Source organism: Neobacillus thermocopriae, from assembly GCF_010975035.1.
In the GTDB taxonomy this organism is placed as follows: domain Bacteria; phylum Bacillota; class Bacilli; order Bacillales; family Cytobacillaceae; genus Neobacillus; species Neobacillus thermocopriae.
In genome coordinates this window covers 16,897-43,850 of the sequence record NZ_JAAIUV010000004.1, presented here as the reverse complement: position 1 = coordinate 43,850, position 26,954 = coordinate 16,897, and the positions used below count along the sequence as shown (strand labels likewise).

The 26,954-nt window shown below is 36.2% G+C and carries 29 protein-coding genes and 2 riboswitches; of the genes, 25 read left to right on the top strand and 4 right to left on the bottom strand.

The window, feature by feature from the left end; translation table 11 throughout:
- Positions 1 to 73: 73 nt before the first annotated feature.
- From G4Z05_RS03845 to G4Z05_RS03780, 14 genes are all read left to right on the top strand, one after another.
- Positions 74 to 1,051 carry a serine/threonine-protein kinase gene (locus G4Z05_RS03845; RefSeq protein WP_163250551.1) on the top strand — a complete coding sequence of 326 codons (978 nt, stop codon included), beginning with the start codon at positions 74 to 76 and terminating at the stop codon, positions 1,049 to 1,051.
- Between the two features lie 49 nt (positions 1,052 to 1,100).
- The gene (locus G4Z05_RS03840; protein ID WP_163250550.1) at positions 1,101 to 2,246 is read left to right on the top strand and encodes a glycosyltransferase family 4 protein; all 1,146 of its coding nucleotides are present in this window, start codon (positions 1,101 to 1,103) and stop codon (positions 2,244 to 2,246) included.
- Positions 2,212 to 2,994, top strand: coding sequence for a HipA family kinase (locus G4Z05_RS03835; protein ID WP_163250549.1), 783 nt, complete (start codon positions 2,212 to 2,214; stop codon positions 2,992 to 2,994). The genes G4Z05_RS03840 and G4Z05_RS03835 overlap by 35 nt, the downstream gene beginning before the upstream one ends.
- A 406-nt stretch (positions 2,995 to 3,400) precedes the next feature.
- Entirely contained in the window at positions 3,401 to 4,279 is an 879-nt protein-coding gene (galU, locus tag G4Z05_RS03830; protein ID WP_163250548.1) for a UTP--glucose-1-phosphate uridylyltransferase GalU, read from the top strand.
- Positions 4,280 to 4,497: 218 nt separating this feature from the next.
- Positions 4,498 to 4,749, top strand: a complete 252-nt coding sequence (locus G4Z05_RS03825; protein WP_163250547.1) for a glutaredoxin family protein — start codon at positions 4,498 to 4,500, stop codon at positions 4,747 to 4,749.
- A gap of 109 nt (positions 4,750 to 4,858) precedes the next feature.
- A riboswitch (TPP riboswitch) is annotated at positions 4,859 to 4,968 on the top strand.
- Positions 4,969 to 5,287: 319 nt separating this feature from the next.
- Positions 5,288 to 6,115 carry a hydroxyethylthiazole kinase gene (gene thiM / locus G4Z05_RS03820; RefSeq protein WP_163250546.1) on the top strand — a complete coding sequence of 276 codons (828 nt, stop codon included), beginning with the start codon at positions 5,288 to 5,290 and terminating at the stop codon, positions 6,113 to 6,115.
- Entirely contained in the window at positions 6,108 to 6,920 is an 813-nt protein-coding gene (thiD, locus tag G4Z05_RS03815) for a bifunctional hydroxymethylpyrimidine kinase/phosphomethylpyrimidine kinase (protein ID WP_163250545.1), read from the top strand. The genes thiM and thiD overlap by 8 nt, the downstream gene beginning before the upstream one ends.
- On the top strand, positions 6,917 to 7,570 hold the full coding sequence (thiE, locus tag G4Z05_RS03810; RefSeq protein WP_163250544.1) for a thiamine phosphate synthase: 654 nt from the start codon (positions 6,917 to 6,919) through the stop codon (positions 7,568 to 7,570). The genes thiD and thiE overlap by 4 nt, the downstream gene beginning before the upstream one ends.
- A gap of 85 nt (positions 7,571 to 7,655) precedes the next feature.
- Positions 7,656 to 8,174 (top strand): energy coupling factor transporter S component ThiW, encoded by a 519-nt coding sequence (gene thiW / locus G4Z05_RS03805; protein ID WP_163250543.1) that lies wholly within the window; start codon positions 7,656 to 7,658, stop codon positions 8,172 to 8,174.
- Between the two features lie 3 nt (positions 8,175 to 8,177).
- Positions 8,178 to 8,286, top strand: a riboswitch (TPP riboswitch).
- A gap of 63 nt (positions 8,287 to 8,349) precedes the next feature.
- Positions 8,350 to 9,648, top strand: coding sequence for an acetylornithine deacetylase (locus G4Z05_RS03800; protein ID WP_163250542.1), 1,299 nt, complete (start codon positions 8,350 to 8,352; stop codon positions 9,646 to 9,648).
- Between the two features lie 46 nt (positions 9,649 to 9,694).
- The gene (gene tenA, locus G4Z05_RS03795) at positions 9,695 to 10,366 is read left to right on the top strand and encodes a thiaminase II (protein ID WP_163250541.1); all 672 of its coding nucleotides are present in this window, start codon (positions 9,695 to 9,697) and stop codon (positions 10,364 to 10,366) included.
- On the top strand, positions 10,341 to 11,111 hold the full coding sequence (locus tag G4Z05_RS03790; protein WP_205597430.1) for an ABC transporter ATP-binding protein: 771 nt from the start codon (positions 10,341 to 10,343) through the stop codon (positions 11,109 to 11,111). Before tenA ends, G4Z05_RS03790 begins: the two co-directional genes overlap by 26 nt.
- The gene (locus tag G4Z05_RS03785; protein WP_163250540.1) at positions 11,101 to 11,868 is read left to right on the top strand and encodes an ABC transporter permease; all 768 of its coding nucleotides are present in this window, start codon (positions 11,101 to 11,103) and stop codon (positions 11,866 to 11,868) included. Before G4Z05_RS03790 ends, G4Z05_RS03785 begins: the two co-directional genes overlap by 11 nt.
- Before the next feature lie 21 nt (positions 11,869 to 11,889).
- Entirely contained in the window at positions 11,890 to 12,888 is a 999-nt protein-coding gene (locus G4Z05_RS03780) for an ABC transporter substrate-binding protein (RefSeq protein ID WP_163250539.1), read from the top strand.
- A gap of 67 nt (positions 12,889 to 12,955) precedes the next feature.
- Here G4Z05_RS03780 and G4Z05_RS03775 read toward each other — a convergent pair whose 3' ends face one another.
- Positions 12,956 to 13,687: a protein-glutamine gamma-glutamyltransferase gene (locus G4Z05_RS03775; protein ID WP_163250538.1), complete on the bottom strand. Its 732-nt coding sequence runs from the start codon at positions 13,685 to 13,687 to the stop codon at positions 12,956 to 12,958.
- Positions 13,688 to 13,994: 307 nt separating this feature from the next.
- On the opposite strand from G4Z05_RS03775, the gene G4Z05_RS03770 reads away from it, so the two are divergent.
- Positions 13,995 to 14,768 carry a hypothetical protein gene (locus G4Z05_RS03770; protein ID WP_240465302.1) on the top strand — a complete coding sequence of 258 codons (774 nt, stop codon included), beginning with the start codon at positions 13,995 to 13,997 and terminating at the stop codon, positions 14,766 to 14,768.
- A gap of 202 nt (positions 14,769 to 14,970) precedes the next feature.
- Positions 14,971 to 16,338 carry an MATE family efflux transporter gene (locus tag G4Z05_RS03765; RefSeq protein ID WP_163250536.1) on the top strand — a complete coding sequence of 456 codons (1,368 nt, stop codon included), beginning with the start codon at positions 14,971 to 14,973 and terminating at the stop codon, positions 16,336 to 16,338.
- A 188-nt stretch (positions 16,339 to 16,526) separates the two neighbouring features.
- On the opposite strand, the gene G4Z05_RS03760 is transcribed toward G4Z05_RS03765, so the two are convergent.
- Positions 16,527 to 16,724 (bottom strand): hypothetical protein, encoded by a 198-nt coding sequence (locus G4Z05_RS03760; protein WP_038535090.1) that lies wholly within the window; start codon positions 16,722 to 16,724, stop codon positions 16,527 to 16,529.
- 280 nt (positions 16,725 to 17,004) lie between these two features.
- Between G4Z05_RS03760 and G4Z05_RS03755 the strand changes: the two genes are divergently transcribed.
- The 7 genes from G4Z05_RS03755 (at position 17,005) to G4Z05_RS03725 (ending at position 24,707) form a co-directional block, all read left to right on the top strand.
- Entirely contained in the window at positions 17,005 to 17,772 is a 768-nt protein-coding gene (locus tag G4Z05_RS03755) for an alpha/beta fold hydrolase (RefSeq protein ID WP_163250535.1), read from the top strand.
- A 49-nt stretch (positions 17,773 to 17,821) separates the two neighbouring features.
- Positions 17,822 to 18,673, top strand: a complete 852-nt coding sequence (locus G4Z05_RS03750; RefSeq protein WP_163250534.1) for a gamma-glutamylcyclotransferase family protein — start codon at positions 17,822 to 17,824, stop codon at positions 18,671 to 18,673.
- 183 nt (positions 18,674 to 18,856) lie between these two features.
- Positions 18,857 to 20,842, top strand: a complete 1,986-nt coding sequence (locus G4Z05_RS03745) for an acetoacetate--CoA ligase (RefSeq protein ID WP_163250533.1) — start codon at positions 18,857 to 18,859, stop codon at positions 20,840 to 20,842.
- A 731-nt stretch (positions 20,843 to 21,573) separates the two neighbouring features.
- Entirely contained in the window at positions 21,574 to 21,954 is a 381-nt protein-coding gene (locus tag G4Z05_RS03740; protein ID WP_163250532.1) for a DUF3450 domain-containing protein, read from the top strand.
- A gap of 222 nt (positions 21,955 to 22,176) precedes the next feature.
- The gene (locus G4Z05_RS03735; protein WP_163250531.1) at positions 22,177 to 22,389 is read left to right on the top strand and encodes an aspartyl-phosphate phosphatase Spo0E family protein; all 213 of its coding nucleotides are present in this window, start codon (positions 22,177 to 22,179) and stop codon (positions 22,387 to 22,389) included.
- Between the two features lie 532 nt (positions 22,390 to 22,921).
- Positions 22,922 to 23,926: an acyltransferase family protein gene (locus tag G4Z05_RS03730; RefSeq protein WP_163250530.1), complete on the top strand. Its 1,005-nt coding sequence runs from the start codon at positions 22,922 to 22,924 to the stop codon at positions 23,924 to 23,926.
- Positions 23,927 to 23,996: 70 nt separating this feature from the next.
- Entirely contained in the window at positions 23,997 to 24,707 is a 711-nt protein-coding gene (locus G4Z05_RS03725; protein WP_163250529.1) for a GDSL-type esterase/lipase family protein, read from the top strand.
- Between the two features lie 47 nt (positions 24,708 to 24,754).
- Here the strand turns inward: G4Z05_RS03725 and G4Z05_RS03720 are convergent, their stop codons facing one another.
- Both G4Z05_RS03720 and G4Z05_RS03715 read right to left on the bottom strand, forming a co-directional pair.
- Positions 24,755 to 24,868 (bottom strand): YjcZ family sporulation protein, encoded by a 114-nt coding sequence (locus G4Z05_RS03720; RefSeq protein WP_163250528.1) that lies wholly within the window; start codon positions 24,866 to 24,868, stop codon positions 24,755 to 24,757.
- Positions 24,869 to 24,910: 42 nt separating this feature from the next.
- Complete coding sequence (locus G4Z05_RS03715; RefSeq protein WP_081905017.1) at positions 24,911 to 25,027, bottom strand: YjcZ family sporulation protein; 117 nt, start codon at positions 25,025 to 25,027, stop codon at positions 24,911 to 24,913.
- Between the two features lie 222 nt (positions 25,028 to 25,249).
- Here G4Z05_RS03715 and G4Z05_RS03710 point away from each other — a divergent pair, with 222 nt between their 5' ends.
- Positions 25,250 to 25,696 (top strand): SpoIID/LytB domain-containing protein, encoded by a 447-nt coding sequence (locus tag G4Z05_RS03710; RefSeq protein WP_163250527.1) that lies wholly within the window; start codon positions 25,250 to 25,252, stop codon positions 25,694 to 25,696.
- Positions 25,697 to 25,708: 12 nt separating this feature from the next.
- The gene (locus tag G4Z05_RS16590; RefSeq protein ID WP_276207622.1) at positions 25,709 to 26,833 is read left to right on the top strand and encodes a SpoIID/LytB domain-containing protein; all 1,125 of its coding nucleotides are present in this window, start codon (positions 25,709 to 25,711) and stop codon (positions 26,831 to 26,833) included.
- Positions 26,834 to 26,954 lie beyond the last annotated feature (121 nt).

The following is a 26,954-nucleotide window of genomic DNA, read 5'->3' as shown; positions in this document are numbered from 1 at the left end:
GGAATAGGTGTATGTATAGGGGAACTATCCATTTAGATTATTGTTTTTTCTTTGTTGAAAGGGGAGGGAATATATGGATATAGATTTTTTGAGAAAAGAGTTAAAAAAAATTCATATCCGAAATGTGCCTAATGCGGATGTAGAAGTAGTGAATGACAGTTCATTAAAGATGATAGGTAAAGGACGACAGGGAGCGGTATTTGCAGTTACGGATGATATTTGTGTAAAGGTATTCGGTAATGAGGAGGATTGTGAAAGAGAATATCAAGCCCTTTCCATGGGGAAACATACAAATCTTTTTCCAAAAGTCCATGATAAAGGAAAGCTCCATATTGCCATGGATATGATTAAGGGTGTAGATTTACGGGAATATCTACAATCACAGCCGTTGACACCGGAGCTGTCAGCTAAATTAATTGAGATGTTATTGACGTTTAAAGAAATAGGATTTGAACGGATCGATCACCATAAACGCCAAATTTATTTATTGGAAGACGGTAATTTAAAGGTGATTGATGTGGCAAGGACGATTTGGCGTGATAGGGTATATCCATATCCACGGAAATTATTGAATTCTTTTGGGGAAGAAATAAAGCAACAATTTCTCTCTCACGTTAAAGAACTGAATCCCAAATTATATGATGAGTGGCTTCATTATATACGGATGGAGGAGCTGTCTAGACAAATTTGTCAAGTATTAATGAATGAATCTACTAAAAAACAAAATCTAGATAAATTATGCGAGAAGTTATTAATTAGAGACAATGAAAAGGAATATATTAAACATCTTCATGGACTAGTGCATAAAGTTTTTAAAGAAGAATGGGTTAAAATGATGATACTTAAAGGAATGGACCCTGAGAAAGTGATGCAAAAAATAGATGAACACTGGGATTCATTAAAAAGAGAGGAACTACAACCATCTAAGAAAATACGAGAGACTAAAAAGAGCAAAGTTAAACTGAGAGAGGCGAACCATGTAGGAGTACCAAAAAAACGGTATGAGGGGGCAGTTGTTGGAATAAAAATGAAACCTCGTCGTTTTTATTAAGATGAGAATGAAAAAATGTGGATTATATAATAAGTGAGGTGAGACTGACTTGAAAATACTCGTTATTTGGCGTCTGCTCACAGTAGGCGGGGTAAACGCTGGATGGCGGAACCGTGCCATATATTTTAAAAAACATGGAATTGAACTTGAATTTCTATATACCACTGACCATGGTGGTTACCATATTATGGAGGATGTAGCAAAAGTTTATTTAACGAAGGACGATAAGAAAATTATTAAAATTATAAAACGGAACAATTATGATGCGATTATTGTAGTGGATACAAGTGCTGCATATAAGTGGATTCGGAAAGCCAAGTATAAAGGTCCTGTCATTATTGAAGCACGCACACCGGAATTAATAAAACTACAACCTCATCTTAAGTCTTTTAAAGGCATTACCCCTCAATTGATTATTGTTCCATCAGAATACCAAAAACGGCTTGTATCTATCCTTGTAGAAGGAATACCGATTAAGGTTATTTACAATGGGGTTGATACCTCATTTTATCGGGCAGTTCCCGCTGATGAGATTGATTATTCAAATGAACCTTTCTTACCAAGCGATAAGAAAATTATTGGCTGGATTGGCCGAGTTGATAAAAGAAAAAATTGGCCAATGCTCGTAGAGGTGGCTAAAAAAATCAAAAGTGAACGAGATGATGTGGAGATTTGGTTAATAGGTGGTGCACAAAGTGTTCAGCGAGACGAATTCGCTGAAGTATGGAGACAGGAAGAACTTACTGATATTATAAAGTGGTTTCCGGTTATTCCATATCAGCAAATGCCCCATGTTTATGCAAAAATCCGCGAATCTGGTGGATGTACTTTAGCAACGACAAAATCAGAATCATTCGGAAATACTTTTATTGAATCGATGGTGAGCGGTGTACCTGTTGTAGCCTCCAGAATTAGACCGATTACTGAATTGGTAGTACATGGAGAAACTGGGCTGCTATATCGCGGTCAAAATGTCGATGATGCGGTAAAGCAACTATATAAAATTATTGATGATCCTATATTACATCAAAGTATGTCAGAGGCTGCTATTAAACGTGTACATGAAAAATTTGCCATCCATGAAGTTGCAGAGCAATATGTCCAGTTACTCTTTAACATTATCGAACAATTCAGGAATCAGGTTGGTGAGGTGACAGAGAATGATTCAGCCAACGGATTATCAAATGAAGCTTGATGGGAAATCGAATAATCATTTAATTACATTTAGTGATGGTCATGATTATGCGGTTAAATTTTTTCAGCCCCAATGTAATAAGTCATTGGTGAATGAATGGGTAGGTTATTGTTTGGGGAGGTATCTTGGTTTACCAGTTCCTTTTGGCCGAATAGTAGAAATTCCTCCAGACTTTTCCCCCCAAATCCCCGAACTGGCAGAGATAAACTACACAAAGTATCAATTTGCTTCACGTTATATTCCTAACTGCTTAAATGGGCATCAGGTGTTGGATGTTCAACAGATTGTGAATGAATCATCATTAGCTGGAATCATTGTATTTGATTATTGGGTAGGTAATTTGGATCGGACTAGAAAAAATATATTATTGAGGGAAGAACAGCCTAACACCTATTACTTGTGGATTATTGACCAGGCAGAAATATTTGGAGGGTTTGATTGGAGGATAGAGGATTTAGAAAATTTGCCCTCAAATATCATTTCAAGCGCGACCCACAGACTTATTGCAAAGCATGTAAAAGATGAGGAGCAATTTTTTGCGCAATTGGAGCTGATCCAAACGCTTCCTATTTTATTAATGGAAGAAATTGTTACCTTGATTCCTGAGGAATGGAATGTTTCGAAAGAAGAGAGAAAGGCAATCGTTACGGCACTTATCATCAGGCGTAACAAAGTTTTACCTAAATTAATTGAGATGTTTATCCAGAAAGTATATCGACCATTACATGGGATAGAAGGATCATCATAGTTAGGTGTTGATGAATAAAATTGCTGAAAGGCAGATTGGTAAAACAGAAAAATTAGTATTAAGATTAGCCGGTCTTTGAAGCCTGCAGACATGAAGTCTGGGGCTTTCTTTTAAGAAAAATGTATATTTTCGGCTTTAAGAAATTTCAAGCCCCATCTTCAGAATGACGAACACCCTTTGTTCTCTGTCTTACGATCTGTCAACATTGACTTTCCTCTCCACTCCTCGTGTTTCTGTTTTCTCATTTGTTGATCACCATACGAGAGCATCCGCATCGCACGACCGAAAGCCATAGCTTTTGGAGGAGGACAAACGCAGCTAACCAGGCGTTTTCACTTTTCTAAGAACGAGGTTTCTTTTATTTGCATATAAAGAATTAAGGAGTTAAGTGGAAGGGAGACAGATTATGAGAGTCCGAAAGGCCATTATTCCAGCCGCAGGTCTTGGTACGCGCTTTTTGCCCGCTACAAAAGCGCAACCAAAGGAAATGCTGGTTATCGTTGATAAACCCGCGATACAATACATTGTTGAAGAAGCAGTTGATTCTGGAATTGAGGAGATTATTATTATTACCGGTAGAGGGAAAAGGTCGATCGAGGATCATTTTGATAAATCCTACGAGCTGGAAGATACCCTCTTAAAAAGAAATAAAGTGAAAGAATTAGAGGAAGTTCAAAAAATATGTGATTTGGCAAATATCTATTATATTCGTCAAAAAGAACCAAAGGGGCTTGGTCATGCAATCCTTTGCGCCAAAAGTTTTATTGGGGACGAGCCATTTGCTGTATTGTTAGGTGATGATATTGTCATGTCTGAAACCCCATGCTTAAAACAGTTGATAGATGTATATGAATTTTATCATTCTTCAGTATTAGCCGTTCAAGAAGTACCTAAAAAGGAAGTCAGTAAATACGGCATTATCGAACCAAAAGGAGCTATGATCGAACCAAATTTATATCATGTCAATTCTTTAATAGAAAAACCGAAAGAAGAAACAGCTCCATCAAGACTAGCAATCATGGGAAGATATGTATTAAGATCAGAGATTTTTCATATATTAGAGAACCTTCCATACGGAAAAAACGGTGAACTACAGCTGACAGACGCTATCAATGAATTAAATAAACAACAATCTGTCCTTGCCTACAATTTCCAAGGCAAGCGTTTTGATGTTGGAAATAAAACCGGTTACATTCAAGCAACGATTGATATCGCCCTGCAAAGACCAGACACTCACAATGAAATTTATGAATTCTTGAAAGGGATAACAAAAAATTTACAATAGATGTTTGGCCCTATATAATGATATAACGCTAAAGTGTCCATTCTTCATTTGGACATTTTGGCGTTTGGCTCTTATTTAATGGTGTATTTTCCAATTATTGCTTGGGAAAGCGCAGGATTAGACATATTTCGTCTATGTGGTTATATTGGCTAATGTAATTGTTGGAATGTCTATGAATAAGTTATATATACTTAAGTAGATGAAAGGAGTAGTTATCCATGAGTAATCCGGTTATTGTATATACTACGAATGATTGTATTGAATGTTTGATTGTAAAAAAAGTCCTTTCTGAGGAAGGAATTGATTTTGAAACACGTAATATTGCTGAAAATCCGCAGTATCAAAAGGAAGTGGAGAAGTACGGTTTTCTCGGAGTACCTGTTACTGTTTTGGGAGATAAGGCCGTCAAAGGAGTTAACAATGAACTAAAGGAATTAATCAATCTGGCCAAATGCCAAATGGACGCTTAACACGTACTTTTTCTTCAAGGAAAATGATAACTATAAAAATATGAAATGCTACATAGTTCTTTACAATTCTAGTTTTTAGGTTTAACATTGTAATTAATTGAATATGTTTAATTACTACTAGGGGTGCCCTGTGATCGGGCTGAGAGAAAACGAGAACGTTTTTAACCCTTTGGACCTGATCTGGGTAATTCCAGCGTAGGAAAGTAGACCATGTGAAATTTGACGGTTTCTCATTCTAAATATCCAGGTCCATTTATTGGACCTGGTTTTTTTATAGTTAAAACGAATATTTTCGACAACGATAATGTTCAAGCGTAAGCACTTTAGCGCCTCGTGTCCTCCGCTCACACCCTATGATCAGTCAACAGTGAAAAGCAAATAGATTTTCGTGTTATCGTTCTCTCGGTCGGAGCGCACCACAAGATAGCTTTGTATAAAAGCATTCCATGACTTAAAGCGGTTGCTTAGGAGGAGGCCATACGCCTAACCACTGTGCTTGCGCTTTTCTTATGATTTTTTTAGAAATGGGGAGGTTCTATTGGATAAAAAAGTTTTATCAGAAACTTTACAAAAAGTAAGAGAGGTAAACCCGTTAGTACATAATATCACGAATGTGGTTGTGACAAATTTTACAGCAAATGGATTGTTGGCGTTAGGGGCTTCACCGGTAATGGCCTATGCGGCTGAGGAAGTGAAAGAAATGGCACAGCTTGCTAGTTCACTCGTTTTGAATATTGGGACTTTAAACCCGCAAACAGTTGAATCGATGATTTTGGCAGGAAAGGCCGCGAATGAAAAAGAAATACCTGTTCTTTTTGATCCAGTGGGAGCTGGAGCCACCAACTACAGGACAGCAACTGCCAGGAAAATTATGAATGAGGTAAAAGTCTCTATTGTTAGAGGAAATGCGGCTGAAATTGCAAATATTGTTGGGGAAAACTGGAAGATAAAAGGGGTGGACGCAGGAGATACCAGTGGGGATGTGGTTAATCTTGCCATTAAAGCTGCTCAAATATTAAATTGCGTTGTGGTCATTACGGGAAAGGATGACGTCATAACCGATGGCACTACAACCTTTCTAGTATCCAATGGCCACCAATTATTAACAAAAGTAACTGGAGCAGGATGTTTATTAACTTCTGTCATTGGGGCATTTGCTGGTGTGGAGAAAGACTTGCTACTTGCCTCAACGGCCGCTTTAGCCTTTTATGGCATTGCAGCGGAAAAGGCAGCTAATATTACAGCGAAACATGGTCCGGGTAGTTTTCAAATCGAACTAATCAATCAGCTGGCGATGGTTACACCGGAAGAAATCACTCAATTAGCGGTTTATGAAAAATTACAAGGAGCTGAGTTAAATGTATAAGGCATTAACAATTGCTGGTTCCGACAGTGGTGGCGGCGCGGGAATCCAGGCGGACCTAAAAACATTTCAGGAGTTAGAAGTTTTCGGTATGTCTGCGTTAACCGCAGTAACTGCTCAAAATACATTAGGTGTTCACGGAGTTTATCCAATGACAGTGGAGGCAGTTTCTCAACAGATCAAAGCTATTGGTGAGGACATGGGTACGGATGCTATTAAAACTGGAATGTTGTTTAATGCTGAAATCATAGAAGCTGTCTCTGAACTTCTAGTAACCTATCAATGGAAAAATGTGGTGGTAGATCCCGTTATGATTGCTAAAGGTGGCGCCTCTTTACTTCAACAAGATGCCATTTCCGCTTTGAAAAAATATTTATTACCTCGTGCCTTGGTAATCACACCTAATATTCCAGAGGCTGAGGTGTTGACCGGTATGTCCATTCGAACTGTGCACGATAAACGAGAAGCGGCGATGAGACTGTTTGATTTAGGGGTGAAAAATATTGTCCTTAAAGGAGGACATGATGAAGATCCTTCCGAATCCGTCGATTTACTTTTCGATGGTAAAGAATTTTATACATTTTCCAGCAAACGAATTTCCACGAAAAATACCCATGGAACCGGTTGTACGTTTTCTGCCGCAATAACCGCTTGGTTGGCGAAAGGTTTATCTGTATTGGAGGCCGTGACAAAGTCAAAAGATTTTATTCAGGCTGCTATCGAAGTGGAAATTAAAATTGGCCACGGACATGGACCTACAAACCACTGGGCGTATCGAAAAAGGAATAAGGTGTTGATCGACTCATGAACCATTTAAGAGAAATGCTAAAGGTCTATTTTATTCTGGGAAGTACCAATTGTTTTAAGGATCCACGAGAAGTATTAGCAGAAGCGATCGACGGTGGAATCACCATGTTTCAATTTCGGGAAAAGGGCGATGGAGCGCTAACTGGAGTTGAAAAGTTTAATCTGGCAAAAGATCTACAATCTTTGTGCCGGAAGAAACAAATTCCTTTTATTGTTAATGATGATATTGAACTAGCACTTGCCTTGGATGCTGATGGTGTACACATTGGGCAAGAGGATGAACCAGCAAGTGTAGTAAGGGAAAAGATAGGAAACAAAATCTTGGGCGTTTCTGTCCATTCAATGGAGGAAGCATTAGCTGCTTTAAAGGATGGTGCAGACTATTTCGGGATTGGCCCGGTTTTTCCGACAAAAACAAAAAAAGATGCAAAACCAACACGCGGGACAACACTTATTGAAGAACTTAGGAGAAAAGGTTACAGTACTCCAATTGTAGGAATTGGTGGAATTACAACCGAAAATGCTTCTACTGTTATGGCGGCAGGGGCTGACGGAATATCTGTCATCTCAGCTATTAGCCATGCAAGTTCACCATACGAAGCTGCCAAAATCTTAAGGAAAAGAGTGGAGTCAGGAGAAAAGGGAATATAAATTGGCAGCGAGCTAAGGCTGACTAAATTTTATTCATAGAAGCATGTAGCATGAATTATTTGAGTATGAAAGAGGCAAAAAATATATGAATAACACATATAAGTTGACATTGACAGCCATGATGATTGCAATCGGAACACTTTCAAGCAGTTTAATTGTAATCCCGATTGGATTTACAAAAATTTTCCCAGTACAACATTTCTTAAATGTGATATCAGCTGTTCTATTAGGACCTTATTATGCTGTCGCTCAAGCGTTTGGCGTGTCTCTGCTAAGAAATCTTATGGGAACCGGTTCTGTTTTTGCCTTTCCAGGTAGTATGGTTGGAGCATTGTTAGCAGCACTACTATTTTGGAAAACTAGGAAACTATTTATGGCATTTTTGGGAGAAGTAATTGGAACGGGAATTCTTGGAGCCCTGCTTTCTTATCCGATTGCTACATTATTACTTGGGCAAGAAGCAACTTTGTTTGGATTTATTCCGCTTTTCATTTTTAGCTCTTTTGCTGGAGCCCTGCTTGGGTTTATTATTTTAGGTATTTTCTTAAAGAAAAATGTCTTGTTTTCTACTAAAGAGGACGCTGTCCAACATGATCAAAATTAAAGTACGAAACACTGGGGGTAGCCATATTGGCTTGAGATGGAACAATTGAAGTTCCGAACCCTTTGAACCTGATCTGGTTTATACCAGCGGAGGGAAGTGGCTTGCTATTTTTAACCCGCTCCCTGTCTGTCCTAAAGGTGAGCGGGTTTTTCATATTTGATTAAGGAGGAAAAACATGCCCATCGTTGTGAATCAATTGGCTGAAGCAATTTCGCAAGAAGTCGAAGCTAGAAAAGATGAATTAATCAACTTGTTAAGTAAACTTATTGCATTCCCGACCGTGAGTCCTCCCGGACGGAATACCACAGAAATTCAAGAATTTATTAAAACCTATTTAGAAAATTTAGGTTTTCAGACGGATATGTGGGAAGTTTATCCTGGTGATCATAATGTTGTCGGTATTTTACAGGGAAAAGACTCAAAAAAATATAATAGCTTAATTATCAATGGACATGTAGATGTAGCCGAAGTTGGCGATGATTCAGAATGGAGTTCATCCCCATTTACTGCTAGAATTACAGATTCTTATGTTTATGGCAGAGGGACTTCAGATATGAAGGGAGGCATTGCTGCATCCTTAATTGCTATTAAACTTTTAAAAGAACTTGGCATCACTTTGCAGGGAGATTTGCAATTTCAATCTGTGATTGGTGAAGAAGTTGGTGAGGCCGGCACCTTATCTTGTTTGGAGAGAGGCTATACAGCCGATTATGCTGTAGTGGTCGATTCAAGCAATTTACATATCCAAGGTCAAGGTGGAGTCATCACAGGTTGGATCACCATTGAAAGCAAAGAAACTTATCATGATGGAATGAGAAGAAAAATGATCCATGCAGGTGGAGGTGTAAATGGGGCAAGTGCAATTGAAAAAATGATGAAAATTATCGCTGGCCTTCAGGAACTTGAACGTCATTGGGCGGTAACGAAACGCTATAAGGGGTTTCCTCCAGGAACAAATACGATTAATCCTGCTGTTATTGAAGGTGGTAGACATGCGGCATTTGTCGCTGACAAATGTTCCTTATGGATAACCGTTCATTTTTATCCTAACGAGGATTATGAAGATATCATCCAGGAAATAGAGCAGCACATCATGGCTGTTGCAGCATCTGATCCTTGGCTTCGGGAAAATCCACCGCAATTTGTTTGGGGTGGAAAATCAATGATCATTGACCGCGGAGAGATTTTTCCTTCATTAGAGTTGGATCGAGATCATCCTGGTACTCGTCTATTGGTCGAATCTTACGAAAAAATGATTGATCAAAATCCAATTGTGGGAATGTCGACAACGGTTACAGATGCTGGCTGGTTAGGTCGTGCAGGTATTCCAACATCAATCTTTGGTCCGGGAACATTGGAGGATGCACATGTCGTCGATGAAAAAGTTGAAATACAGCAATTGTTAGATTTTACAAAGGTGTTGGCCGTCTTTATAGCTGAGTGGTGTAATACCTGTAAGCAAGGGAAGGAATGACTCAAAATAGATTGGACACGAATGATGGAAAAGGAGGATGTTAGTGATGAAATTTTCACATAGGCTTCATGAAAAAGTAAAAGGGATATGGGATAAAACACATGAGCATCCGTTTGTTGTCGGGTTAGGTAAAGGAGATCTTCCTGTCGAATCATTTATTCGTTATATGAAACAGGATTATGTGTTTCTTATCGATTATTCAAAATTATTTGCGTTAGGTACGGTAAAAGCCAAAAACATTGAAACGATGGCGGCTTTTGCAAAACTACTCCACGAAACATTGCACGGTGAAATGGACCTGCATCGGGCCTATGCAAAAAGATTTGGTATTACCGAACAGGATCTTGAGAATACGAAACCAACACCGATTAACTTGGCCTACACTCGGTATATGTTAAACGTTGCTCAAAATGGTTCTCTTGAAGAATTAATCTCATCCCTCCTACCTTGTATGTGGAGCTACTGGGAAATTGGCAAAAGGTTGGTAGAAACTTATCCAGATTCGATGAACCATTCATTTTATGGGGAGTGGGTGAAAATGTACTCATCTGATGAATTTGGTTCTTTAGCACAATGGCTAATTGATTTAATCGATCATTTGGCAGAAGGTAAACCAGAACGAGAGTTGGTTGTCTTAGAGGAACACTTCCTAACCACATCTAGGTTTGAATACATGTTTTGGGATATGGTTTATGACGGAGGTGATTGGCCTGTCTGATTTATCCATTCTTCGTATTAAAAATTTGAGTTTTTCGTTTAACGGTAAGAGCAAACCTATTTTTTATCAACTTTCTATGGATGTAAAGGCTGGTGAATTTGTTTCCATCATTGGTCCAAGTGGAGCAGGGAAGAGTACTCTTTTTAAATTAATTAATGGTTTACTTGAACCTGATGAGGGAGAAATCCAAATCAAAGGAAATAAGTCCGGCTCGCGTTTAGGAAGTGTTGGTTATATGCCACAGAAAGATTTACTGCTTCCATGGCGGACCGTATTAGAAAATGTGATACTTCCATGTGAAATTCTCAAAGAAGATTGGAGAAAGAAAATGCCTGTTATACAGGAATGGTTATCCCGTTTTGATCTTTCTCAATATGAAAATGCTTATCCAGATGAATTGTCAGGTGGAATGAGGCAGCGCATAGCCTTTTTAAGAACTCTCATGACAGGAAGGGATTTATTGTTATTAGATGAACCATTTGGTGCACTGGATTCGATGACAAAACGGAACATGCATAGATGGCTATTAGGTTTGTGGGGAGAATTAAAAAAGACAGTATTGTTTATCACTCATGATTTAGAAGAAGCAATTTTATTAAGTGATCGAATTTTTCTAATAAAAGATGGTCGTGTATATGAGAGGAAAGTCCATTTAGCGAGACCGAGAAGTACGGAACAAATTTATCATTCAGAGTTGATAGAAATGAGAAAAGAACTGGAGAAATTGATACATCATGACAACTAATTGGAAAAATTGGATAAGTGAATATGGTTTATTTTTATTGGTGGCTATTTGCTTGATCAGCCTATGGGAATGGGTAGTTGTCAAAGGGATGGTGCCATCGTTTATTGTACCTTCACCTTCGAAAATATGGCATGCACTCGTTGAAAATATTCGGCTTTTAATGATAGAACACGTACCTGCCACGTTATACGAAGTACTGATTGGTTTTGGGATTTCTTTATCAGGGGGACTTTTGTTAGGAATCGGAATGTATTTTTCTAAAGTTTTAGAGAAAATACTTTATCCTTTCCTTATCATCTCACAAACGATTCCACTGATTGCGATTTCTCCCATTTTCATTATGTGGTTTGGCTATACCATTTGGAGTAAAGTAGCGGTTACAATTTTAATTGCATTTTTCCCGATTGTGGTTAGTACATATGATGGTTTGAAATCAGGCGGACAAGAATACCGTGAATTATTAATGACAATGGGGGCAAACCGCTGGATGATATTTAAAAAAGTTCAGCTCCCAATGGCATTGCCATCCATTTTGTCTGGTGTGAAAATGTCGGTTGTATATAGTGTGGTAGGTGCCACGATTGGCGAATGGCTCGGGGCGAGCGAAGGATTAGGGTATTTTAGCCGTAGAATGTCAAGCAATCTGCAAGCAGATGCAGTATTTGCTGCGATCTTCCTCCTTTCGTTAATGGGACTATTATTATTCTTGTGTATTACTTTCATAGAAAAACAGATTTTAAAGAAAAAATTACGTTAGCTGCAAGAGAGGATGCTTTTGATGAAGAAAATAATGCTGATTATAGTGAGTTTAATATTGTTGGTAGTTAGTGCCTGTGGGAAAGAGAATACAAGTCAGGCATCAGAAAGTGGCAAGTCCAAACTTGAGAAAGTAACGTTGATGTTGGATTGGTACCCGAATGCCGTTCATTCCTTTCTTTTTATGGCAAAAGAAAAGGGATATTTTAAAGAACAGGGGCTTGATGTAGATATCCAAATGCCTGCTGACACAAATGATCCGTTAAAACTGGTGGCGGCAGGAAAAGTCGACATGGCCATTAGTTATCAGCCACAGGTGATTGTTGCGCGTGCGGAGGACATTCCAGTTCAATCTTTTGCTGCTATTGTACGCAAACCACTTAATCACATTATGGTTCATGATCATAGCTCGATCCAATCACCAAAGGATTTAGCAGGGAAAAAAGTGGGCTATCCTTCAATCCCGTTGGACGAAGCGATTATTCAGACCATGGTTGCAGCGGACGGTGGAAATGCGGATAAGGTAGAAATGGTTGATGTCGGTTGGGATCTCATTCCTGCGTTGGCAACAAAGAAAACAGATGCATTAATGGGAGCTTACATTAATCATGAAAAATTATTACTAGAAAAAGAAGGATATCCTATTCGTACGTTTGATCCGGTTGACTATGGGGTTCCTAACTACTATGAATTAGTAATGGTTGCCAGTGAGAAAGGGTTACAGGAAAAACCAGATGTATTTAGGAAGTTTATGAATGCCGCTGCGAAAGGACAAAAGTATGTAACAGAACATCCTGATGAAGCATTGGAATTATTAATAAAACAAGAGGACAAATCCTCTCCACTAGATAAAGAGATCGAAAAGAAAAGCCTTGAAATATTGATACCACTGATGGACGCAGGAGAAAAATCATTCGGATACCAAGACCCACAAACTTGGGAAAATGTCACCCAGTGGCTACAAAAATATAACATTATAAAAGAAAAAGTAAACTCAAAAGAAGCCTTCAAAAATCTATAATAAGAACCATAAAGGTGTCAAATACCATGTTAAAAATCTCATGGTGTTTGACACCTTTCTTCATTTATTAGGAAAAAAAGTATGGATAGTATGGTCGGGTAATAAGATTCATAAGGTAGGCGGATATTTCGGAGTTTGGTTTTCTTTTGGAATTGAGGAAATGGATGATGGTTGCTGCGTCACGGATGCCCACTCCATGACCATAGTATTGATCATTTCCAAAAAAGACGACATTTTCGGCACGCCAATGCGCTTCTTTTGGTGAAAAATCCGGATTATTAAAATGCAAAACGTCACCTGGGAGAAAATCATCACCATATTTATGAATGACAGGAAGGTCATCATCAAATTCCCAATCTCTTAAATATAGTCGTCTATACAAGCTATCAAATTTAGCGCTTCCAATTGAGTAGAGAGCTGCTAAATATAAGACAATTGCGATTCCTGTAGCACATTCAGTAGCATAAAGTGAACCGTTTTTTAAAATGTCAAGTATGGCGATGGAAGGTCGAACATTTGGTTTGAGCAAAAAGCCACCACTACTAGTACGATCCCAAAATTCTCGATTGCAAAACGAATATTGGAAAGTTGCAAATTTCAAACCGCTCTCATTTAGATCTCGAGCAGCTTTCATTGTATTACTTCTAAAGAATAATTCAAATCTTAACTGATTGATTGTTGGATAATCATAAATGACTTGGTAAGTAGCCATTTTTTTAATGATGTTTTTATGTTCACTTTTTGTAAAAACTCTGTTTAAGTCTTCAGGTTTCACTATCATCCCATTAATTCTGATCATATTTCTCCCCCAATTCATCCATTTGTCTTTTTAAAGAATATGAATGCCTTGGCTTGGTTTATTTATCAATAGGAAACAATCTCTTCCTAATAAAAATATTTTTGGGGTTTTGTTTATATTCATTTCATATTCAAATGGAGGAATCTGAATGCGCTAAAGTAGTTCGTCACATTTTTTGTTCAATAAGAAATTTTTTCTTAAATTTAATGGAATTTCGGTATCCTAAATATTTTTATTAATAATTGTTTCATCAATTGTATACCATGCTATAATGGAACCACAAATCAAGTGGAAGGACGTGTCATCGTTGTCAATAGAGAAATTGAAAGTAACTCAATACATCCCTCCTAAAGGAGACTATGAAATTTTTCAAGATGAGAACCATTTTAAAGAAAAATTGAAGGAATGGGGGCTTCCTGTTGCCAAAAAAGAATTTTGGTACAAGGATCGCCATTTTCAATGTCATGTTACGATAAAAGGGTATGAAACATATGGAAATAACAATAATACTCTCATTATTGAATTTCCAGATGGTGAGATTAGCTGTATTCATCCGGCCTATTTAAAAGAAATGCAGCAAGCTAGCTTTGGGAAAGAAAGTATGATCTTTGCTGAGGATAAACCAAAAATAATGAATGAATCAGAAGTGAAAACCACAAAAAGTTCGACTAAAGTACAAAAGGTAAGACGAGTAGAAACTTCTCCATCTGAAAATACAGCATACAGTAAAGAAAAGGAACAGTCTCAGAAGATTGATTTGCCTACAGAAAAAGTTCACTTTACTGCAACCGTTAAGCAATTTGCATTAACTTATAATCCTTTTAGTGAAGAAAATGATGAAGTTGTTGTTCTCGAAAATGTACAAATCGAACAGGAAAACCCCTTGGAACTAGGTCTTGCTTGGTGTAGCCATAGTAAAACATTGAAAAAATTTGAACTGGCAAAGGGAGATTTGCTAGAGTTTGACGGAAAAGTGGTCTCCAAAAAGCTTGCAAAAGGAAAAGATACTCCAGAGGAATACATAGTAGATATTCCAGTCCAATATAAAATTAACAATCCTTCCAAAATCGCCAAAAAATAATGTGGACTTTTTCAGTCCCATTTTTTTTGGGTAGTTTACAAGGAAATTTTTTCCACATTCAAGTGTAATCATTTAGATCATTATTTCCATTGGTAAGAGCATAGGGGGATAACTTTTGTATTCCAATTTTTGGGGTAGTCATTTTTTATGGTTATAAATTAAAATAGTATGTTGCATTAAAAATTTATAAGGAGAATTGGTCATGAATCAGACCTTTACACTAAAAGAGAAAACAAAACAAATTTTCCTTCTGTTGATACCTATTTTAATTACGCAACTTGGGATGTTCTCCATGGTATTTTTTAATAACATTATGTCTGGAAAATATCATTCCTCTGATTTGGCAGGAGTGGCCATTGGTTCATCAATATGGAGTCCAATCTTTACCGGATTAAGTAGTATCCTTATGGCAGTGTCTCCAATCGCCGCGCAAAATTTAGGACAGAAAAGAAACCAAGAGGTAACTTCTGTTATTCGTCATGGAGTTTACCTTTCTTTATTCATAACAATCATTATTATTGTAAGTGGTACGTTTTTGTTGAACCCCATACTAGAAAAAATGAATTTAACTCCTCGTGTTCAATCAGCAGCTTATGATTATTTAGTTGGCTTAAGTTATGGTATCCTTCCCTTATTCGTTTATAACGTTCTTCGTTCTTTTATTTATGCATTGGGAAAAACACGAGTGGTTATGGTTATTTTGCTGTCTGCTCTTCCGCTTAATTTGTTATTTAATTATGTACTGATTTTTGGAAAATGGGGTTTTCCAGAACTAGGCGGTGCAGGTGGAGGCTATGCCACTTCTATTACTTATTGGGTAATTTTGCTTTTTACAGTGATCATCGTCAAAACCAAAGAGCCATTTTGCAACTATAAGGTTTTTTCTAATATGCAAATGTTCTCTTGGGAGAAATGTAAGGAGATATTAAAAATCGGTATTCCAATGGGGTTGTCCACATTTTTTGAAACGAGTATGTTCGCGGTCGTTACGATTTTAATCAGTAAATACAATGTTACGACCATTGCAGCCTATCAATCGGCACTTAATATTGTATCGTTTTTATACATGATTCCGATTAGCATTTCTATGGCACTGACGGTATTGGTTGGATATGAGGTTGGAGCAAAACGCTTTAAAGATGCCCGTACCTATAGTTGGTTAGGGATTGGAATATCGGTCATCATCGCCATTGTTACGGGATTATTGGTTGTGATATTCCGATACGAAGTTGCCGGATTCTACTCTAATGAGATAGCTGTGATTAATTTAACGGCACATTTTTTAATCTATGCTCTGTTTTTTCAGATTTCCGATGCGATCCAAGCAACCGCACAGGCAGCTTTACGGGGATATAAAGATGTGAATCTCGCCTTCATCATGACTTTAATTGCCTATTGGCTTATTTGTCTTCCTGCGGGATACTTTCTATCACACTATACGGGACTTGGAGCAAGAGGCTATTGGATCGGGCTAACACTTGGACTATTAGCAGCTGGCATTGCGCTATCTTCAAGGCTTATTTACATCCAAAAAAACAAATTTACATCTGTAAGACTTATAGACTCATAATAGAAGAAAAGACGCCATAAAATTAATGGCGTCTTTTTTAATGTGCAAAGGTATGATTATAGATAACGAGAATAGTCTATAGCATCTTAGTAGCGAGATTTCTTAGTTCACCACAAGATTGGATTTCAGTAGAAGCATGATATGTCTAAAAACGATTAATTTGTAAAGAGGTCATAGGCTGTATTGTATTAATAAAATTTTTTTATACCTAATAATTTTAACAATGGATTTTGGTTTTTGTCTGTTATTTTTAGTTCATCCATAATTAGTTTATCTTGGTTATCTGCAATCCATTTCTTTAATTCTTGTTTATCTTTACATTGTGTATAATATGTTTCCCCGCCCTTACCGAGAGCATTGACAACATATCTACAAGTGTTCCCCATAATGCCCACCTTTAATATGTGTAATGTATTCTATACTATTGCATTATAGCAGGCTTTAAAAAATAGTCCATCGTTATTTTATTACAAAATCATACAAAAAATCTTCTGATATTTTAATAAAATCGTATTTTTATTTGGAAGGGATTTCCTACATCATTCTTATTACTATTAACTGCAACTAAAATACAAGCTTGGGAATCGGTATGATTTCGAAAGAATAGAGGAATGATAAAAAAAGACCAATTTAAATTTTGAAATTCATTCTATTAGGTGAAAAATAATGTCATTACTCAATTTGGGAGAAAGCAGTCTATACTACAATGTGATGGGTGAGGGAACTCCAATTATATTTATTCATCCTCCATTATTAACAAGTGCCAATTTCAAATACCAAGTGGAAGAATTATCAAAGAAATTTAAGGTGATTACTTTTGATATAAGAGGTCATGGACGGAGCACTTTTTCCAATGAGCCAATTAACTATTGTCTAATTGTAAATGATATGAAAATGCTATTGGATCATTTGGGGATTCGAAAAGCGTACGTGTGTGGATATTCTACTGGTGGATCGATTGTCTTGGAATTTTTATTATCTCAACCTGACAGAGCATTTGGCGGCATTATTGTTAGTGGAATGTCAGAAATATATGATTTGTATAACGAAAAAAGAATTTGGCTCGCACGGACACTTGCGAATGCAGGAGCAATTGGTTTTTTGGCATTAGGCATTTCATGGGGGAATGCCAATACAAAAGAAATTTTTACAAATATGTACCAAGAAGCAAGAAAAGGAAACGCTAAAAATATAGCCCAGTATTATAATTATAGCCTAAAATATAATTGTACGAATCAATTACATACGATCCATCATCCAGTGTTACTTGTATACGGAAAAAAGGATAAAGCATTCCATAAATATGCAAGAATTTTGCAAGAAAAATTGCCAAGCAATGAATTGAAATTCATTAAAGAGAAGCACCAAATACCTACGAAATCTGCTGGAGAGTTAAACAGGTTAATTACAGAATTTATCGAAAACCAACAGTAAAGTTAAAAATGGTGGATGTCAAGTCAAATAAAGAAAGAGGAGCGGCTAAATGAAACAACATTATGTTTTTGTCTATGGGACCTTAAGGAGACATGATAAATATCATGATTTACTTAAAGATTCCGTCTTAATTTCTGAGCAAGCTTGGACAAAAGGAAGACTTTATGATACAGAAGATGGTTACCCAGCATTAATGGAATCGACTGAAGGTACGGTTTATGGTGAATTATATCTTGTAACAGATGAACAATTAAGTAGATTAGATAGATTGGAGGAATATGAAGAAAACAGGGATAACAACTTGTATGATCGGAAAAAGAAATTGATTTATCATGACCGAGGGGAAACAGAGGCTTATACTTATTTCATCACTAAACAGAATGAATTCATGCTGAAAATAGCTATACCTTCAGGTGATTGGAGAATTTATCAATTTGAGAAGCAAAAAGGGAATGTTCTTTACTATGCCTATGGTAGTTGCATGGATCATGCACGGTTCAAAAAGGCAAATGTGGATCATTACTTCCAAAAATTGATAGGAAGAGGGATCCTTGAAGGATATAGTTTGCGTTTTACAAAAAAGCTTCCTGATGGTGGCCGGGCGGACATTGTAGAAAATGGTGGAATTGTGGAAGGAAAAGTTTATGAGGTCCCACGTGAATGTCTCGATTATTTATATCAACGCGAAGGAGTCGAAATCCGTCTCTATCGTCCCGCTTTAATTGATGTGAAAATGGACGGACAAATTGTTAAAGATGTATTAACTTTTATCGTAGTAGATAAGGAACCGGAAACAGCTCCGCCTGATCATTATTTAGAGGAAATTATTCGTGGGGGAAGAGGTATTTTAAGTGAAATGTATATAAGTAGATTAATAGAACATGTGCGCACCCTTGCATAGATAGAAATATTAGTATACACACATTGGGTTAATAGGTTATTTTCTGGTTATTAATTTTAAAAAACATTTTATTTTTTGAATATTCAAGAAGGAAAACGTCATTCCTGACTCGTATATGGTTATTAAAAGCTTTTTAATAGTAAGAAGATAATGAAACGAACAACCAGTGATGGAGGTATGGGAATGACGATTGAAAAGGTGGAAGGAAAATTATTATGGGAGCCTAGCCAACAATTTAAAGATGCATCAAATATGAAAAAATTTATGTTGTGGCTTAAGGAAAATCGTGGATTATCCTTCGAAACCTATCATGAATTATGGAAATGGTCAATTACATCAATCGAAGCTTTTTGGGCAGCAATTTGGGATTTCTATAAAATCCAGGCGAAAACGCCGTATGATGAGGTTTTGACTGGAAGGAAAATGCCAGGAGCACAGTGGTTTCCTGGAGCGACTTTAAATTATGCCGAACACATTTTTCGTAATGAAAGGGCGGATAAGTCAGCGATCATCTATGAATCTGAGATTCGAAAGCAAGGGGAAATCACTTGGGGTGAACTGAAACGACAAACAGCAATCATAGTGAATTACTTAAAATCTTTAGGCGTAAAACAAGGAGATCGTGTAGTAGCCTATGCCTCCAATATTCACGAAACAATCGTGGCATTTTTGGCGTGCTCTACTTTAGGAGCCATTTGGTCAAGCTGTGCACCTGAGTTCGGTATTATGAGTGTCATAGATCGTTTTAAACAAATTGAACCGAAAGTATTAATTGCGGTGGATGGGTATCGTTATGGTGGAAAAGACTTTGACAGGATTCCACTGATAAAAAAAATCCAAGCCGAGCTGCCAACTTTAGAAAAAACGATAATAATTCCATATTTAAATAAAAAACCAAATATGGAAGAACTATCAAATGCTGTTCTTTGGGAACAATTAATGCAAGCAAATGCGGAAAAGCTTGTGTTTGAACAGGTTCCGTTTAATCATCCGCTTTGGATACTTTATTCATCTGGAACAACTGGAAAGCCTAAACCTATCGTTCAAAGTCATGGCGGAATTTTACTTGAACATTTAAAAATGATCGGTCTGCATATGGATTTAAAAACGGACGATCGTTTTTTCTGGTATACAACTACCGGATGGATGATGTGGAATGTGGTTGTTAGTGGATTACTTGTTGGTTCCACAATTCTCTTATATGATGGAAACCCAGGTTATCCAAACTTTCATACCTTATGGCGGTTTGCTGAAACGACTAAAATGACTGTGTTTGGAACGAGTGCAAGCTATATCACTTCATGTATGAAAGCAAATATTCATCCGAAAGAAAATTTCAACCTATCTCACCTTAAGAGTATTGGTTCAACAGGATCTCCTCTTCCTGTAAGTGGTTTTGAATGGGTATATGAAAAAGTGAAAGAAGATATATGGCTCGTATCAACAAGTGGAGGAACGGATCTTTGTACAGCATTTATTGGTGGTTCACCTTTACTGCCTGTACATTCAGGAGAATTACAAGCTCCTTCCCTAGGTGCAGCTATAAAAGCATTTAATGACTTAGGACAAGAATTAGTAGATGAAATTGGGGAACTCGTCATTACGGAACCAATGCCTTCGATGCCGATTTATTTTTGGAACGATAAAAATGGGGAACGATATAAGGAGAGTTATTTTGATGTATATCCTGGAATTTGGCGGCACGGTGACTTCATCAAAATAACCTCGAGAGGGAGTGGCATTATTTATGGCCGCTCGGATGCGACCATCAATCGTGGAGGAATTCGGATGGGGACAAGTGAGATTTATAGTGCACTTGAAAGCATACCAGAGGTAATGGATAGTTTAGTAGTGGATCTTCCTATTCGTAAGGATGAATCCTATATGCCATTGTTTGTGGTATTGAAGGAGGGGGCAGAGCTTTCTGATGAACTCAAAACCCGGATCAAACAAGCCATTCGCCAATATTGTTCACCTAGACATGTTCCTAATGACATTTATTCAGTAGAAGAATTGCCGAAAACACTAAATGGAAAAAAACTCGAAGTACCTATAAAGAAAATATTAATGGGAACTCCTGTTGAGAAAGCAGTAAATATGGGATCATTATTAAATCCTGATTCAATCAAGTATTTTGTTGATTTTAAGCAACAATTACATCTGATTTAAGGAAAAATTTGAGTTGTGAACTTTAAATAATGAAAGATTATTAATGACACAAGATACTCATTTCATGAATCATTATTCATTCATTTTTTTAAGGAACATCACTATTGATTTAGTGGTGTTTTTTTATGCCCTCTAATCCCACTACCGTTTCATTACGATGTTAAAGGGAAATAGAGAACCCTTTGTATTTTAGGGCGAAGAAATGAAATAATTAGCAAAACTTGTAGGTAAACATGAAAAAATCATATAGCATTAGACACGCTCCAAGAATGTTTCATTAGGTGGGATACCATTCATGGTGAGTTTTGTTCATGTAGACATGGCTTAAAAGTACATAAGATTCGATGTGTTTGATACAACATTAGCCCTTTCGGCATAACATATAACAGCTACACATATTGGGGAGGGGTCATCATCGTTTAATAATCAGGATTGGTGTGAAAAACTTGTTTTACAATTAAGTTTAGTTATCACCAACTGAGATGTAATATGCATAAGGATTGTAGTTGTACGAGAAAATAAAAAACTACAGAAAGCTAAAAATTAAATAATAAAAGAATCAAAAAAAATAAAAAATTCAATAACCAAACAAATGAATGGACAGATGACAAAATATGACATTGGTAAAATATTAGAATATAAACCTATTAACAGGAACAGGATTCAATTCATTGGATGAATGAAATGGAGCTAACTAGTCCGTATAAAATATATAGTTATGGGGTGAGTTCATGAATAAAAATAGAAATAAAAAAAATAATAAAAGGCTTTACGTTACCCCTCTTCTTCCTCAAGAACAAATTGATTATAGTTATGAAACCTTAAGTAAATTTAAATATAAGCCACCTAATAATACGGGAGTAATTTTAGGTATTATTGGGGGTGCATTAGCTACTGTAGGAGATGCATTAGCAACTATTGGATCAATTATTCAATTGGACATCGATGTTGAGGCCGACTTTCAATCACAATTAGATGATTTTAAATCAGATCAAGAAAAGGAAAAGATGCAGGAAGAAATTGATACGCTTAAGGGACAGGTGAAAGAGATTGAGGATCTGAAAGAACAGTTGAAACAACTTGAATCTCTAATAAAGAGTAACCAAAATTAGGAGGTTACTCTTTTTATTTTGTACTAGTTTGTATGAATGATAGGCGCAATTTAAAAAATCAGCAAAAAGTTTATGGGAATTTTTGTCGAATTAAAGATTTTCTCGTCTTTTTAGCACTTGTTTTATCGAAACCATTCAATTTCGGTTGGAAAATGATATAATTCACCTTACGTATGATTGTTTAATAGACAAACTTAGTGGGATTTCGAGGTGTTTAATGCCATGCGCCAAGCAGAATTTTTAGAAGAGGCTATTAGAAAGAAAAGAGAAGAAATGGTGTCAATCGGAATGGTGAAGGGATTGCAAAGTAAAGAGACGATTATTTGCAGTCAAGAATTGGACAACCTTATGAATGAGTACTATAAGGTCTTGATAAATTCCAAAGAATCTAGAACGGTTTTAGATTTCCATGACATTTTATTAACTTCTGCATAGATATTTCTCCAAGATTTTACCAACAATGATTTTTTCTTCGTTCATTTCATCCATAGATTTTGCCTATTTTTTTACAATTAAATTTGAATTAAAAGATGTTCCATATTGAGATAAATTTTTAGATTCGATTGGTTTACGAAATGATTCATACCACCATTTCCAAATATTGAAAAGTGAAATATCACAACTTTCCGTTTCTAAACTCGATTTAACAATAGCCATCTAATGTTCATTCAAGTAAGCTTTAATCAGAATCTGGAGGTTAAACTTAAAAGAATATGAAAAATTGGGCACCCATTATTGGTGCCTATTTTTTTTGACCCAATTTTATCTACTTGTTAGGTAGATTGATAATGTAGTGGTAGGTATTCTCGTTTTTGGAAACAAAAAGTAACAAAACAATTACTTATTTGTTGAGAAAATTCAGATTAATTACAGAGGTTTTAAAAAGGTCAAAAATGTTTACAGCTTATCGTAATCTATAGATGAATTAAAATAGGTATGGTAGGATTCTGAATATAGGAGGTTGATCATGAAAACAAGGGACGCATATTATGACAATGCGAAATTCTTGCTAGTTTTCTTCGTTGTTTTTGGTCATTTCATTCAATCCTATATTGAAGAAGATAAATTATTCTATACCATATATACGACCATCTATACTTTTCATATGCCAGCATTTATTTTAATTTCTGGCTTTTTCGCAAAAGGGTTTCAAAAAAAAGGATATATTAAAAAGTTATTTAAAAAACTGATTATTCCGTATTTAATCTTTCAAGGAATTTATTCCTTTTATTACTATTTTATTAATGAAGTCAAAAGTATTGAATTAGATCCACTAAATCCACAATGGTCATTATGGTTTTTAGTTAGTTTATTTTGCTGGAATGTTATGTTGTATGTTTTTACAAAATGGAAGGCCGGAATTGCCTTACTCGTATCGGCAGCATTGGGAGTAGCTGTTGGTTATTTTGATGAAATTAACAGCTATTTAAGTTTGTCTCGGACCTTTGTATTTTTTCCATTCTTTTTGCTCGGTTATTATTTGAATAATGATTACTTTAAAAGGATTCGAGAGAAAAAATTTCGGTTTACATCATTTATTATCTTGATTTCCATTTTCATCACTATTTATTTAGTTCCTGAATTTGAGTATAAATGGTTTTTTGGTTCCAAACCGTATGATTCTTTGGAACCTAACCATTTAAATGGCGGGCTAATCCGTATAGGGGTTTATTGCTTGACTTTATTGGCTACACTTAGTTTCTTAGCATTAGTTCCAAGAAAAAAATTCTTTTTTACCCAGTGGGGAACTAGTACACTTTATGTTTATTTGTTGCACGGATTTTTTATTAAATTTTTCAGAAACAGTGAACTAGTAGACATCATTAATCATTCTGAGCAAATTATTGTATTAATCCTCTTGTCCATTTTTCTTGTCATCTTTCTATCGAGCAAAATGGTCAGAAGAATTTCTCAGCCGATCATCGAACTGCGATTTTCCTTTTTTAATAATACAAGCCATCAACAGAGGTAATTATTCCGTTTACATGAAGGCAGATGCATCTGGGCAAACTCCTAATAGGTTACTATTAGGGGTTTTTCTTATGAAAAAAATATTATGGTTGTTCTTCATCATGATCATCTATACTTCGACTAATTGTTCCAGTGCCTCTGCTAAGGAGATTCATTTGACTGCAATCGGTGATTCTATTACTTATGGTACTGGAGATCCTTCAAAAAAAGGGTATATTGGCCGTCTTCATGACGCATTGGAAATGAAAACTAAGGTTCCTGTGACTGTAAACAATTTTGCCATACCGAGATATACAACAGAAAATGTATTGAATCAACTTCAGGACAGACAAAGAAAGAACTCATTAAAACATGCTGACTATATTATATTATTTATCGGAACCAATGACTTTAGAAAAAGTGCAAGGTATCAATTTAATCAGCTGAATTTAAAGAATATGAATAATGGAAAAGTACGGTTTTCTGCAAATTTAAGGAAAATTTTATGTGTGATTAGAAATGAAAATCATTCAGCCCCCATCTTAGTTTTGGGACTATATCAACCTTATGGGGAATATCAAAATCAAAAGGAAATCCTTACTGTTATTGAAGATTGGAATAAGGAAATAATAAATGTACTTGGACAAATCGAGAAGACCTACTTTGTACCGACCATTGATTTATTTTTAAATAAATCAAAGAAAAAGTATTTTAGTGATTCCCTTCATCCGAATGCCACTGGATATCAGTACATTGCTAACCGTGTCTTTCATCATTTAGTGACGATAAAAAATGGTATATAATCCATTGAAAAAGACCATCTGACATGGATGGTCTTTTCCTATTTTTGTTAGCAGTAAGCAGCTCCTACAATAATTAACAAAATGAATAATACAACGATTAAAACAAATCCGTAATAGCCATAACCATATCCATATCCATACCCACCACAACCGTAAAACATATACAGAATCATCCTTCCTTTATATTTATTTCTTGCTTGGTGTTAATACCAACCTCCACCAAAGCCCCCAACATATGATGATCCAACGATAATGAGGAGAATAAATAAAACGACGATTAACGCAAATCCTGCTCCGTAACCATTAGCACCTTTTGTCACTAATTAGGCACCTCCTTATCATATGGTACTTTTACATTATGTAAAAACACCTAAGGCTGTACGGGCGTTTAACCTAGGAGGAAAGGAATTGGGCGAAGTAAAGAGGGGAGCGTTGAACTGCAGAAGCATGTATGAATGGAAAAAATATCCAATTGTTACCTTCGGAACTATTAATATATGATGAGTAAGATTTAATTAATAGATTCGGAGGTTACTAACTGGATGCAAAAACTCATCTCGGTTGTTTTAATACTCATGTTGCTACCCATTCCTCTTCCTTTAGAGAAGGGAAATGATCAAATGAAAGAGCCAATTTTGAAAGTCAAGCTAGTAAATTTTCTAGGTAATAAAACTGAAATGAAGCTAAAACCGAGTGTTAATTATAAAACTAGTGATTCAAACATCATCCTGCAAACTGGTGTTACTTATATAGTAAAACAAAAAAACGGAAAGTTATTTTTATATAAAGGCGAAGATTTATTGAATACTTATGCAATATTTAAGGTACAACCGATGGATAATAAAGGTTATATTCAAATCAATGATCGCCCATACTTGGGTAGTTTTGAATTTATAGTGGAAAATGGGCAATATGTTCGACCGATCAACTCAGTGGATATGGAGGATTATTTAAAAGGTGTAGTTCCAATTGAGATGTATCCATCTTAGTATATAGAAGCCTTGAAAACTCAGGCCGTATCAGCAAGAACGTATGCCTTAAGTTATATGAACCGAGAGCTAATTGATGATACGATAATGTATCAGGTATATGGTGGGTATATTTGGACTCCCGATACGACGAAAGCGGTAGATGAAACGAGAGGACAAGTCATTCAGTATAATGGTCGCTTGATTGATGCAGTTTATTCGGCGAGCAATGGCGGAATAACAGAATGCAATGCAAATGCTTGGGACTCAGCCTCAGTTCCTTATTTGACAGAAAAAGAAGATATTTTTGACCCAAAATCTGTTTGGAATTTTTCTTTTCATAAAAATCAAATCAACGTTTCTCAATTGAATTTATCCAAACAAACTGAATGGTGGACCACTGTAAAGGAAGCTGATACAACCGTTTCTAATAATATTAAGATGTGGTTAGATGTTAACGATTATGCAAATAAAGAGATAAAAGTCATTGCTATTCCTGAATTTAAGCTTCATTCTCCAGGTTCTGGTGGACGGATGAGCAAGAGAAATATCACAGTGGAATTTTTCGTGAAGGATATATTGGATGTAAATGGAAATTTAGCCGTTCAGCGTGTCGTATTACAAAATGTTAACATTTCAAAAATCCGGGCGATGCTAGGAACTCGAGTGATGCTTAGTTATTTAGTGGATAAAGTGGACACAGATGATCGTCTCGTAAAAGTTAGTGGACGAGGTGATGGTCATGGAGTAGGTATGAGTCAATGGGGAGCCAAATACAGGGCTGACGCTGGTAAAAAATATGAGGAAATTTTAAAATTTTATTATAATGGAATATCGATTGTTACCATGTATGATGAATCGGAGTCTATTGTAAGCTCGCCGAATGGAACTGTACCCGTAAAACAGACGGGATGGGTTCTGGAAAATGGAAAGTGGTACTTTTTGCAAGCCAATGGAGCGATGGCAACTGGTTGGCTAAAGGATAAAAATAAATGGTATTATTTAACATCATCAGGGGCTATGGCAACTGGCTGGATCAAAGACAAAAACAAATGTTACTATTTATCAACTTCAGGTGCAATGGTAATGAACCGCCAATATATTAATGGGAGATGGCATCTTTTCCATTCTAGAGGAAATTGGCTTGGTTATATTTAGACATTATATTGAAATAGCTTATTTTTATGAAGTCCGCCATGATTTTATGGCGGACTTCATTTTTTTCGCAATCTTATTTTAGTGCAAAGTTTTTACCATTCACCTTGGCATTTTGCTATAA